The 11,729-nt window shown below is 48.5% G+C and carries 10 protein-coding genes; 6 read left to right on the plus strand and 4 right to left on the minus strand.

Annotated features, from left to right (window positions below; translation table 11 throughout):
• Positions 1 to 64 precede the first annotated feature (64 nt).
• From KD145_RS24065 to pckA, 3 genes are all read right to left on the minus strand, one after another.
• Entirely contained in the window at positions 65 to 697 is a 633-nt protein-coding gene (locus KD145_RS24065) for a 7-carboxy-7-deazaguanine synthase QueE (RefSeq protein ID WP_249219540.1), read from the minus strand.
• Between the two features lie 35 nt (positions 698 to 732).
• Positions 733 to 1,620 (minus strand): bifunctional methylenetetrahydrofolate dehydrogenase/methenyltetrahydrofolate cyclohydrolase FolD, encoded by an 888-nt coding sequence (gene folD / locus KD145_RS24070; RefSeq protein ID WP_212002375.1) that lies wholly within the window; start codon positions 1,618 to 1,620, stop codon positions 733 to 735.
• Between the two features lie 256 nt (positions 1,621 to 1,876).
• Complete coding sequence (gene pckA, locus KD145_RS24075; protein ID WP_212002376.1) at positions 1,877 to 3,478, minus strand: phosphoenolpyruvate carboxykinase (ATP); 1,602 nt, start codon at positions 3,476 to 3,478, stop codon at positions 1,877 to 1,879.
• Between the two features lie 330 nt (positions 3,479 to 3,808).
• Between pckA and KD145_RS24080 the strand changes: the two genes are divergently transcribed.
• From KD145_RS24080 to rsmI, 5 genes are all read left to right on the plus strand, one after another.
• Positions 3,809 to 5,098, plus strand: coding sequence for an aminopeptidase P N-terminal domain-containing protein (locus KD145_RS24080; protein ID WP_212002378.1), 1,290 nt, complete (start codon positions 3,809 to 3,811; stop codon positions 5,096 to 5,098).
• 87 nt (positions 5,099 to 5,185) lie between these two features.
• Complete coding sequence (locus KD145_RS24085) at positions 5,186 to 5,953, plus strand: phosphatidylcholine/phosphatidylserine synthase (protein ID WP_212002379.1); 768 nt, start codon at positions 5,186 to 5,188, stop codon at positions 5,951 to 5,953.
• Positions 5,954 to 6,607: 654 nt separating this feature from the next.
• Complete coding sequence (gene ltrA / locus KD145_RS24090; protein ID WP_212002380.1) at positions 6,608 to 7,876, plus strand: group II intron reverse transcriptase/maturase; 1,269 nt, start codon at positions 6,608 to 6,610, stop codon at positions 7,874 to 7,876.
• 183 nt (positions 7,877 to 8,059) lie between these two features.
• Positions 8,060 to 8,305 carry a phosphoribosylformylglycinamidine synthase subunit PurS gene (purS, locus tag KD145_RS24095; protein WP_212002381.1) on the plus strand — a complete coding sequence of 82 codons (246 nt, stop codon included), beginning with the start codon at positions 8,060 to 8,062 and terminating at the stop codon, positions 8,303 to 8,305.
• Between the two features lie 86 nt (positions 8,306 to 8,391).
• Positions 8,392 to 9,060, plus strand: a complete 669-nt coding sequence (gene rsmI, locus KD145_RS24100) for a 16S rRNA (cytidine(1402)-2'-O)-methyltransferase (protein WP_212002382.1) — start codon at positions 8,392 to 8,394, stop codon at positions 9,058 to 9,060.
• On the opposite strand, the gene KD145_RS24105 is transcribed toward rsmI, so the two are convergent.
• A complete protein-coding gene (locus KD145_RS24105; RefSeq protein ID WP_212002383.1) occupies positions 9,061 to 9,753 on the minus strand; it encodes a nitroreductase family protein in 693 nt (230 codons plus the stop codon).
• Positions 9,754 to 9,832: 79 nt separating this feature from the next.
• On the opposite strand from KD145_RS24105, the gene KD145_RS24110 reads away from it, so the two are divergent.
• Entirely contained in the window at positions 9,833 to 11,716 is a 1,884-nt protein-coding gene (locus tag KD145_RS24110; RefSeq protein ID WP_212002385.1) for a M1 family metallopeptidase, read from the plus strand.
• Positions 11,717 to 11,729: the final 13 nt, after the last annotated feature.

An 11,729-nucleotide genomic window follows, 5' to 3' on the forward strand; every position in this document is an offset into this window, starting at 1 on the left:
TCTTAAAGTGTTGCGTTAATCTTCGCTCGTCAGGAGCATCAGCGGTATCGGCATTCATCACCGTTTATGGGACGTGAATGTACTTATGGCTCTGCAATGACAGGGTCCATTCGGGATGGTTCTTGATATAATCTACGATGAGCGGAGTCATTTCAGCGCTGCGTTCCCATTCTGTCTGCAGGTAGAGTCTGCAGTCTTTGCCGACGAGGGCGGCATATTTCTCAGCCCAGGCGAAGTCGGATTTGTTGAAGATAACCACTTTGAGTTCGTGGGCTACTTCACATATTTCCGGCAGGGGGGCTTTGAATTTTTTGGGAGACAGGGTGATCCAGTCCCAGCTGCCGCTGAGCGGAGAGGAACCGGATGTTTCCATGTGGGTATGGAAGCCTTTTTTATGCAGGGCTTTGGTGAGTGCGTCGAGGTTGTGCAGGAGCGGTTCGCCGCCGGTGATGACAGCGATGCGGCCCGGGTGGGCAGCAGCTTCTTCCACGATGTCGGCTACTTCGCGTTGCGGGTGCCGGGAGGCGTCCCAGCTGTCTTTTACGTCGCACCAGTGGCAGCCTACGTCGCAGCCACCCAGTCTTATGAAGTAGGCAGCCCTGCCCTGATGAAAGCCTTCTCCCTGGAGGGTATAGAAGCTTTCCATCACCGGTAGGGTGCTGGTTTTAATATTCGTTGTTGTTGTTATTACGGACATGATCTCGGCACAAAGTTCCGGTTTTTGTGGAACTTTTAGTTCATACTTCCTTTCAGGCCGATGTTGGCGTGATAGGTATTTTTCAGCAGCGCAGCGATGGTCATAGGACCTACACCACCGGGCACAGGCGTGATAAAGCTGCATTTAGGCGCTACTTCATCAAATTTAACATCTCCTTTGAGGCGGAAACCGCTCTTTTTGGAGGCGTCAGCAACACGGTTGATACCTACGTCCACTACTACTGCTCCTTCTTTTACCATGTCAGCGGTCACGAAGTCCGGTTTACCAATGGCGGCGATGATGATATCGGCCTGGCGGCAGATTTCGGGCAGGTTGTGTGTCTGGGAGTGGGTGAGGGTAACGGTGCAGTTGCCTGGGTAGGTATTACGGCTCAGCAGTATGCTGACAGGAGTACCTACAATATGGCTACGACCTATTACCACAGCATGTTTGCCTTTGGTTGGAATGTTATAGTGTTCCAGCATCAGCATGATGCCATAAGGAGTAGCAGGAATGAAAGCCGGTAAACCGCTTACCATTTTACCTACGTTCATCGGATGGAAGCCATCTACGTCTTTGCTGGGATCGATGGTGTTGATCACCAGTTCTTCGTTGATATGCTTGGGCAGCGGCAGCTGTACCAGGATGCCGTCTACATCTGCATTTTCATTGAGCAGGATAATCTGGTCCAGCAGGTGTTTTTCAGAGATCTGTTCGTCAAAGCGGAGCAGGGTGGAGTTGTAGCCGCATTCTGCGCAGGATTTGACTTTTGATGCCACATATGTTTCACTGGCAGGGTTGTTGCCTACCAGGATCGCCGCGAGATGAGGTACTTTTTTACCAGCAGCCTTTAATTCAGCCACCTGAGCGGCTAATTGGGCTTTAATAGCCTCAGAAACTAGTTTACCGTCTAAAATTTGCATGTGCAAAGGTAATGAAAATGGAGAACTGGGGAAATAATAGAATTTCCGGAGAGAGTGTAATTACAGGTTAAACGGGGAAAACGAGGCGGTGATTTTTCGCTGGCATTCAGCAAAACAAGCGTTAGGGAGCGCTTGTTTTGCTCGGGCATTGCGCCCGTCAGAATGCGCGATAGTGGAAATTATAAGGCAAAACTACATACAAATCTTCCTGCTGCTGTTATCAGTAGCAGGAAGATTTCAGATCACAAGTATAAAATCAGATTTTTGGTGCGGCTGCGAGTATTTCGGCTTCTGCGGCGGCAGCATATTTTTCGAAGTTGCGGATGAACTGGTTGGCCAGGTCTTTCGCTTTTTCGTCGTAGGCTGCTTTGTCTTCCCAGGTATTGCGTGGGTCCAGGATGTTGTCTGGAACGCCGGGGCAAGCTGCAGGGATGGCAAAACCGAATACCGGATGCTGATGGAAGGTCGCGTTGTCCAGCTCGCCTTTGAGGGCGGCAGAGATCATGGCGCGGGTATAGGCCAGTTTGATACGGCTGCCGGTGCCATAGGCGCCGCCGGTCCAGCCGGTGTTGATCAGCCATACGTTCACCTTGTGCTCACGCATCTTTTCACCGAGCATCTGCGCGTACTGTGCAGGGTGCAGCGGAATGAACGGAGCACCGAAGCAGGCGCTGAAGGTAGATTTAGGTTCTGTAACACCTGCTTCTGTACCAGCTACCTTAGCGGTGTAGCCGGAAATGAACTGGTACATAGCCTGACCGGGTGTCAGCCTGGAAACAGGCGGTAATACGCCATAGGCGTCGCAGGTCAGGAAGAATATGTTTTTAGGAATACCTCCTACAGAAGGTTCCAGTGCATTGTCGATATAAGACAGCGGATAAGATACACGGGTATTTTCGGTGATGGTACAGTCGGTGTAGTTCACCTTGTTGGTGCCTGGGAAAAACTGGATGTTCTCCAGCAGGGCGCCCGGACGTACCGCACGGAATATCTGTGGCTCTTTTTCTTCAGAAAGGTCGATGCATTTGGCATAACAACCGCCTTCGAAGTTAAATACGCCGGTGGATGTCCAGCCGTGTTCATCGTCACCGATGAGTTTACGGGAAGGATCTGCACTGAGGGTGGTTTTACCGGTACCGCTCAAACCAAAGAAAACGGCGGTGTCACCTTCAGTACCCTGGTTGGCAGAGCAGTGCATGCTCAATACCTGTTTGTCGTGTGGCAGTACATAGTTGAGGATGGTGAAAATACCTTTTTTGATTTCGCCGGTATAGGCACTGCCACCGATAATGATCATTTTGCGGGAAAAGCTCACCATGGAGAAGTTAGCCTGGCGGGTGCCATCCACGGCAGGATCTGCCAGGAAGCCGGGCGCCTGGATAACTGTCCAGTCGGTGTGTATGTAATCCAGTTCGTCTGCATGTGGACGAAGGAACATATTATAAGCAAACAGATTAGACCAGGGAAGTTCAGTAACCACTTTAATATTTACTCGGTAATCTTCGTCTGCGCAGGCATAACAGTCGCGCACCCAAACATCTTTACCGGTAAAATAAGCAGTGATTTTTGTGTATAAACGGTCAAAAACTTCCGGAGATACAGGAATATTAAAATCGTTCCAGTTGACAGTGTCGGCAGTGATAGTGTCTTTGACAATAAACTTGTCTTTGGGAGATCTTCCGGTGAATTGGCCCGTGTTAACGGCCAGCGCTCCTGTGTCGGACAATACGCCCTGTTTTCTGGCAATTGTCTGCTCTATCAGTTTCTCTGGTGCAAGTTGATAGTATACATTCGACACATTCTCTATGCCCAGTTCCCGTAAGTCAGCAACAGGGTTCCTTACGCTACTCATTTGCATAAAAAGCAAGATTGTTTTGGTGTAAAAGCAAAACTAGGCATTTTTTGATATTGTCAAATTTTATCGGTGTTGTACCATTAAAATTTAGATGAGAGGCGTGGTACTAGCCGTAATTGTTGCGATTTTTTCAATTTGGTCGCGTTTCCTTGCAGTATTTCAAAAGCCCGATGTGTTAATATAACATTAAGTAATTGTAAGAGAGTATCAGTTTTTAACAGGTTTTGCCAGCTTTTTAACAGGTTTTGCTGAATTTAAATTTATCCCCTGCCGGATTCATGAAATCACAAAATTTTGCCCTAGGTTTGGAGCCTCATTTGAAATATAGACGATATGAAGAATTTGCCCTTGGATTCGCAGCTGTTTGTCAAAAACCGCGCGCGTTTCGTGGCCAAAATGCAGCCACAGTCAATAGCCATTATTAACTCTAATGATGAATTGCCTACTAACGGCGATGCGTTATATAAGTTCAAACAAAACTCCGATCTGTACTGGCTCACAGGTATTGATCAGGAAGAAACCATGATCGTGTTGTTCCCCGACAACCCGGACCCGAAATACCGGGAAGTACTGGTACTGGTACGTCCTAACGAGCTGAAGGAAAAGTGGGACGGACACCGCCTCCGTAAAGATGAAGCTTTTGCTGTCTCCGGCATCTCTACCGTAGTATGGCTCGACAGCCTCGACGGCATGCTTCAGCAATGGATCAATGATGCCTCCAATATCTACCTGAATTCCAACGAAAATAACCGCAAAGCCAACCTGGTACCGGTAAAAGACTACCGTTATGCCCAGGAGATGAAAGTGCGCTATCCGCTGCACAACTATCTGCGTGCGGCCCAGATCTTTAAACAACTGCGTGCGGTTAAAACACCGGAAGAAATAAAAGTGATGCAGGAAGCCATGGATATCACCGAAAAAGCTTTCCGCCGCCTGCTGAAATTTATCAAGCCTGGCGTGTGGGAACATGAAATCCATGCCGAGATCCTGCACGAATTCCTCCGCAACCGCTCTGCTGGTGAGGCTTACGGCTCTATCATCGCCTCCGGCGACCGTGCCCGTACCCTGCACTATGTATCCAACAACCAGGAATGTAAAGATGGTGAGCTGATACTGATGGACTTCGGTGCTGAATATGGTGGCTACAATGCCGACCTCACCCGTACCGTACCGGTAAATGGTAAGTTCACTGCCCGTCAGCGCCAGGTTTATGATGCCTGCCTGCACCTGCACAATTATGCTAAAAGCATACTCCGTCCGGGTATCACCATCGCTAAATACCACGAAATGGTAGGCGAAGAAGCCGGTAAGGAATTTATCAAACTGGGCCTGCTCACGGAAGCAGATATCAAAAACCAGGATCCTGAAGCACCTGCTTACCGTAAATACCTCTACCATGGCATCTCTCACCACCTTGGTGTGGATGTGCATGACCTGGGACCGTCTTTACACCAGCCTATTCCGGATGGTGCTGTCATGACCGTCGAACCCGGTATTTATATCGAAGAAGAACAGATGGGTATCCGTATCGAAAACAATATCTGGCTCACTGCCAGCGGTAATGTGGACCTGATGAAGAATATTCCTATCACCGCCGACGAGATCGAAGCGCTGATGAAATAATGACCAGAAAAAATAAAACGAATGATGAATCACAGGTACTTGCCTGATGATTCATCATTTCGTAGTTTTATAACTCAAGCCATCTGAATGCGACAACTTCCTAACATTATTACCCTATGTAACCTTTTTTGCGGTGCACTGGCCATCATTTGTGTGTTGCATGCACCGGAATATCATGTCGAGTTTAACGGTAACGACTATACGGTGACCAACCCGGAGCCTATTTACTGGGCTTCTGCACTGGTAGTACTGGCGGCCGTATTCGACTTCTTCGACGGGCTGGTAGCCCGCCTGTTGCGCGTACAGTCACCGATGGGCAAGGAGCTAGACTCCCTGGCTGATGCAGTTACTTTCGGGGTGGTACCCGGTATGATGCTGTACAGACTGTTGCGCAGCGCCTATTATCAGCTGCCGGATGCTTTTGAAGTGTCTATGGTCAACCTGGCCCCGGCCTTGCTGGTACCCTGTTTCGCGGCATACCGTCTGGCCAAGTTTAACCTGGATACCCGGCAAACCGAAAATTTCATTGGGGTGCCCACTCCGGCGGTAGGCTTGCTGGTGGCTTCTTTCCCGATGATTGTATTGTATAATCCTTACAACCTGGCCCACTGGCTGCAGAACATCTGGGTATTGTACGGCATCATTGCTGTGCTCTGTTACCTGATGGTGGCTGAGATTCCTATGCTGAGCCTTAAAGTCAAAGAGAAATCACTCAAGGCAAACTGGACGCGCCTGCTGCTGGTAGCATTGGTACTGGTAAGCGTGCCATTCCTGAATTTTGCCACTGTTCCGTTTATATTTATTTGTTACGTGATACTTTCATTGGTAGTACCTCCAAAAGTAACGCCTGCCTGATTTTTCACAAATAAATGCGAAGCAGCAAAGGAGCAGAAATGAAAGTTTCTGCTCCTTTGTTGTAGTGCGCCCGGCACGGGCGCAAACTCTAGGGTGGAAGTCCCGAACGCGCCTTGATAGTAGGAAGCGTTAACTGATGGCAAGGGTGTCCTTCGTGAGAAGGAATCTGAAGGAAGCCTAAGGTAAATCTCCGGCCTGACGAACAGGAAGCAGATGAGAGGCAGTTAAATGTTGGGCGAGTTTGCTACACAAAACAAAGCCCTATACTATCGGAGACATTTAGCTGTAAATCTGACAGGCATATGGAGAGAAAGTTTGCGTTCTTACCCGGGGAGATCTGTGCAACTGCTGCCTTAAGGAGACGCGTATCCACTAAGGGGCAATGGATGGCAGAGATGCCATTGCAGGTTTTACAGAAGTCAGCTCTGGTCGTAGTACCTGTCGCCTAAACAGGAAAGGGCCAGACATCAGGAGCTTTGGAGTAAATCTGGAACTGGGAGTGTTGCCATGAAAGCAGAAAACTTACTCATTAGGTAAGGCTATATTAAGAGTATAGGGCTGGAAGCCTGAAGGTATTAATAAGCGCTGAGTTACACTTTGACGGAAAGAAAGAAACAAGGCGGACAGGACAGGAAAAAAAAATGCAGATGTTAAATGGAGTTACTGGAACGCATACTTGATAACCGTAATGTCCGCCGTGCCTATGAACGGGTAATGGCGAATAAGGGCAGTGGCGGAGTAGACGGGATCGGGATCGAAGGATTTAAATCCCATTTACAAAAGGTCTGGCCTTCGGTGAAAGCAAGGATAGAGGAAGGAAACTATCAACCATCTGCAGTAAGGAGAGTTGATATACCTAAGCCATCAGGTGGAACAAGGACATTGGGCATCCCCACCTTACTGGACAGGTTAATCCAACAGGCTATAGCACAGCAACTGACAATTATCTATGATGAAACGTTCAGCGAAAACAGCTATGGGTTCAGGGCAAAACGAAACGCGCATCAGGCATTATTAAAAGTGCGGGACTACGTAAATGCAGGCTACAGTCATGTAGTAGACATTGACATGGCAAAGTTCTTTGACCGTGTGAACCACAGCTATCTGATGAATCTGCTGGGTCAGCGAATAAAGGACAGGCGTGTGTTACGTCTGATCCATAGTTACCTGAAAGCAGGAGTTATGATGGATGGGATAGCAACGGTAAACAGAGAAGGAACTCCGCAGGGAGGCCCTCTAAGCCCGATACTGTCCAACGTACTGTTGGACAAACTGGATAAAGAGCTGGAAATGCGAGGTCACCGTTTTGTAAGATACGCCGATGATGTGTGCGTGTTCCTGCGGAGCAAACGGAGCGCTGCGCGGGTTCTGGATAGCGTAAGTATGTACATTGAGAAGGAGCTGAAACTGGAAGTGAACCGGAGTAAGAGCACAGTAACACGGCCCTGGAAGGGAAAGACACTAGGCTATAGCTTCTACCACAAGAAGGGAGAAAAGGGACTGACGATTGCCCGGAGTAGCATAGCAAGGTACAAGTCCAAAGTCCGTGAAATTACCTCTCGAAGCAAGCCATACGCCATGTACAAGCGTTATGAGCTGTTGAGGCAATTAAACCGGGGTTGGTCAAACTACTTTAAACTGAACGAAGCAAAGAGCCTGTTCAAAGAACTAGATCAATGGGTTCAGCGGCGGATCAGGCAATGTCACTGGAAGCAATGGAGGTTACCGAGGACGAAAGTGGCAATGCTTATAAAGTTGGGGACGCCCAACTGGCAGGCATATCAATGGGGTAACACAAGAAAAGGGTCGTGGCGAATAAGCGGAAGTCCCATATTACAACGCGCTCTGAACAAATCCTTACTAAAACGGGAAGGGTACTTACCCCTTGCTGAGTTAAGTACCCTTCCAACTGTATTATTCTGATGGGCCGCCGTATACGGGACCGTACGTACGGTGGCTGGAGGGGACGGTGTAGGAATTAATCCTACACCTCCTACTCAATTTATCACCTTACAGCTTCATCACTGTGCATCTTTGCGCCTTTGCAAGACATTCGCTTTGAGAGAGTAATAATTTTCCGTAGGTTTGCGGCAAATTTTTAGCACAATGACTTTTACTGCACATATCAATGTGATGCCACTGAAGGAATTACTGGACCCGCAAGGTAAAGCGGTGATGAGTGGTCTCAAAAACCTTGGCATGGGCCAGGTACAAGATGTACGGATTGGAAAACACATTACCCTGCAAATTGAAGCCGCCAGCCAGGAAGAAGCACATCAGATCGCTGAAAGCGCCTGCCAGAAACTGTTGGCAAACCAGGTAATGGAATACTTTGAAGTACACATACAATAAAAAAATTACGAATTATCAATTACGGATTACGAATTACACCGATGGGTCTTCATTCGTAATTCGTAATTGATAATTGATCGTTCCATATGAAATTATTCCTCATTCCATCTCCTATCGGCAACCTGGCCGATATTACTTACCGGGCTGTCAAAGTACTGGAGGAGGCGGAATTAGTGCTGGCAGAAGATACCCGTACCTCCAGCGTGCTCCTCAAACATTACCAGATTAATAAACCGGTAACTCCCTACCATCAGCATAACGAACATAAGATTGTTCAACACCTGCTGCAACAGCTGCAGTCCGGCAAAACCATGGCCATGCTCACAGATGCAGGGACCCCCGGTATCTCCGATCCCGGTTTCCTGCTGGTCCGTGAATGTATCCGTGCCGGTGTGCCGGTAGAATGCCTGCCAGGCGCTACGGCCTTTGTGCCTGCCCTTGTCAACAGTGGCATTCCTATGAACCGCTTCACCTTCGAAGGTTTCCTGCCGCTGAAGAAAGGCCGCCATACACTGTTTACACAGCTTAGCACCGAAGAACGCACCATCGTTTTTTATGAATCTCCCATGCGGCTGGTAAAAACACTGGCCGACCTGATCCAGTATTTCGGACCAGACCGCCCCTGCTGCGTAAGCCGCGAGCTGACTAAAATGTTCGAGGAAAACAAACGTGGCACCCTGCAGGAAGTACACGACTATTTCCAGGAGAAAGGAGTGAAAGGTGAGATCGTAGTAGTAGTGCAGGGCGCCGGTTAATCATTTCCCCTCATAAAATACAGCAACATCTTCCAGGGGTTTCCGGTGAATATCCGGTACCCAGCATGTTTCAGCGGGATAGCCTACCGGCACCAGCAGAAAAGGCTTTTCGTTTTCGGGCCTCTGCAGGATGTCGGCCAGGAAATTCATTGGACTGGGCGTATGCGTAAGTGCAACCAGGCCCGCATGATGAATAGCCGCCAGCATAAAACCGGCAGCAATACCGATGCTTTCCTGTACATAGTAGTTGTTACGCTTTTTACCACCCTCATCTGTTTCATAAATCCGTTTAAACATCACGATCAGCCAGGGAGCTACTTCCAGAAAGGGTTTCTGCCAGTCGGTCTGCAATGGTTTCAGATCATTCAGCCATTCCTGCGGCATGCGGCCGTTATAACTCCGGTATTCTTCTTTTTCGGCCTCTTCACGGATTATCTTTTTGATAGCCGGATCGGAGATGGCACAGAAGGTCCAGGGCTGTTTGTGTGCGCCTGAAGGAGCTGTGCTGGCGGTACGGATGATATCTGCTATCACCTCTCTGGGGACTGGTGTGTCGGCAAAATCCCGTACTGTCCTGCGTTTGTCCATCCATTGCTGAAAAGAAGCGGCCTGGGCTTTCATCTGAGGCGGGTCAAAACTGTCGTGGGTGTAACTGACAAAGGGATAACCATCAATGAGTTTTTGGGCTGACATATGGTGTATAATTTTGCTGAATTTACAAAATACCAAGGATGAATTGTTTATTTTAGCCACGGAATCAAAATAAAACTGAATGAAAGTGGTACTAGGAAGCTGTCTGGCCTTCACGATGCTGGCAGGCAGTTGGTTACAACTAAATGCACAGTCAGATCGCTGGCAGCAAAGGGTGAAATACACCATGGACGTAGCAATGGATGCTCCCGCCAATAAATTTACCGGTAAGCAGCATCTGGAGTATTTCAACAACTCTCCCGACACACTGAAAAAAGTATTCTATCACCTGTACTGGAACGCATTTCAACCGGGTAGCATGATGGACGTGCGCAGCCGCGAGCTGGGCAAAATCGTGATTGGAAAAGATAAAAACGGTAATAACCGTCTGGACTGGGACAACAGGGTACGTGACCGTATTTCCAAACTGAAACCCGATGAAATCGGCTACCAGAAAATCATCTCCCTCAAAAGAGATGGTAAACCACAGTCATTCAAAGTAGTGGAAACCATCCTGGAAGTGCCGCTGGACAAGCCTATCCTGCCAAATTCAAAAGCTGTGTTTGACATGGAATTTGAAGCCCAGGTACCGGTACAGATCCGCAGAAGTGGCCGCCACAACGCAGAAGGAGTAGACTTCTCCATGGCACAGTGGTATCCTAAAATGTGTGAGTACGACTACGAAGGATGGCATGCCACCCCTTATATCGCCCGTGAATTCTACGGTGTATGGGGCGACTACGATGTGAAAATCACCATCGACAAAAAATATATACTGGGTGGTACCGGTTACCTCCAGAACCCTAACCTGATCGGTTATGGCTATGAAACACCCGGTGCAAAGGTTACCCGTCCTGCTGGCAACACACTTACCTGGCATTTTATTGCTCCCAATGTGCATGACTTCATGTGGGCAGCAGATCCGAATTACAAACACATTACCCAGAAAGTGGATGGCTTTACTGCCCACTTCCTCTACCTGGAAAATGAAAATACCCGCGAAACATGGCCCCGGCTAGCTAAGATGATACCAGCCGCTTACGATTATATCAAAGCACATTACGGCGCTTATCCTTATCAGCAGTATTCCTTCATCCAGGGTGGTGATGGTGGCATGGAATATCCAATGTCCACACTGATACTGGGCAATGGTAAGATGGATGGCCTCTATGGCGTGGCGATCCACGAATGGATGCATAGCTGGTACCAGGGGATGCTGGCAACCAACGAAAGCCTCTACCCATGGATGGACGAAGGTTTCACCACTTTCGGTCAGGACAATACTATCCACAATACAGTGGATTCCCTGAAAGGACAAAATCCGCATGAAGACTCCTATGCGGGGTACTTCGCACTTGCAAGAAGTCCGTTTGAAGAACCAGCTACCACCCATTCCGACCATTACAACACCAACTATGGTTACAGCCTCACTGCTTATTCCAAAGGAGCCGTGTTCCTGGAGCAGTTAGGTTACGTGATCGGTGCTGCCAACCGCGATGCCGGCCTGCTGCGTTATTACAATGAATGGCGTTTCAAACATCCGAATGCGAACGACTTTATCCGCGTAATGGAAAAAGAAAGCGGCATTGAACTGGACTGGTACAAACAGTACTTTATCAATTCTACCAAACATATCGATTACGGCATCGACAGCATATACAGCAATGGCAACAAAACAACGGTACGCCTGCGCCGCATTGGCCAGTTCCCTATGCCGATTGACTTTATGGTCACCGACAAAAAAGGCAACCAGGTAATGCACTATATTCCGCTATCTATCATGTATGGAGAGAAACCAAACGAACAACCGGCTGTAAAACGTATAGTCGAGCCCGTATGGTACTGGACCAACCCTACTTACGAAGTGGAAATAGACCTGCCACTGTCTGAGATCAAAGAACTGGAGATAGATCCCAGTCAGCGTTTGGCGGATGTGGACAGACGCAATAACAAAGCGGTATCCTGATAGCATCAGGATG

The organism is Chitinophaga sp. HK235, assembly GCF_018255755.1.
GTDB lineage: Bacteria > Bacteroidota > Bacteroidia > Chitinophagales > Chitinophagaceae > Chitinophaga.

What these genes read in the sequence shown, in the direction of transcription:
- KD145_RS24085 (WP_212002379.1), top strand. Translation starts at nt 5,186, where the DNA reads ATGCGACAACTTCCTAACATTATTACCCTATGTAACCTTTTTTGCGGT.
- KD145_RS24105 (WP_212002383.1), bottom strand. Translation starts at nt 9,753, where the DNA reads ATGTCAGCCCAAAAACTCATTGATGGTTATCCCTTTGTCAGTTACACC.
- KD145_RS24080 (WP_212002378.1), top strand. Translation starts at nt 3,809, where the DNA reads ATGAAGAATTTGCCCTTGGATTCGCAGCTGTTTGTCAAAAACCGCGCG.
- purS (WP_212002381.1), top strand. Translation starts at nt 8,060, where the DNA reads ATGACTTTTACTGCACATATCAATGTGATGCCACTGAAGGAATTACTG.
- pckA (WP_212002376.1), bottom strand. Translation starts at nt 3,478, where the DNA reads ATGCAAATGAGTAGCGTAAGGAACCCTGTTGCTGACTTACGGGAACTG.
- folD (WP_212002375.1), bottom strand. Translation starts at nt 1,620, where the DNA reads ATGCAAATTTTAGACGGTAAACTAGTTTCTGAGGCTATTAAAGCCCAA.
- KD145_RS24065 (WP_249219540.1), bottom strand. Translation starts at nt 697, where the DNA reads ATGTCCGTAATAACAACAACAACGAATATTAAAACCAGCACCCTACCG.
- KD145_RS24110 (WP_212002385.1), top strand. Translation starts at nt 9,833, where the DNA reads ATGAAAGTGGTACTAGGAAGCTGTCTGGCCTTCACGATGCTGGCAGGC.
- ltrA (WP_212002380.1), top strand. Translation starts at nt 6,608, where the DNA reads ATGGAGTTACTGGAACGCATACTTGATAACCGTAATGTCCGCCGTGCC.
- rsmI (WP_212002382.1), top strand. Translation starts at nt 8,392, where the DNA reads ATGAAATTATTCCTCATTCCATCTCCTATCGGCAACCTGGCCGATATT.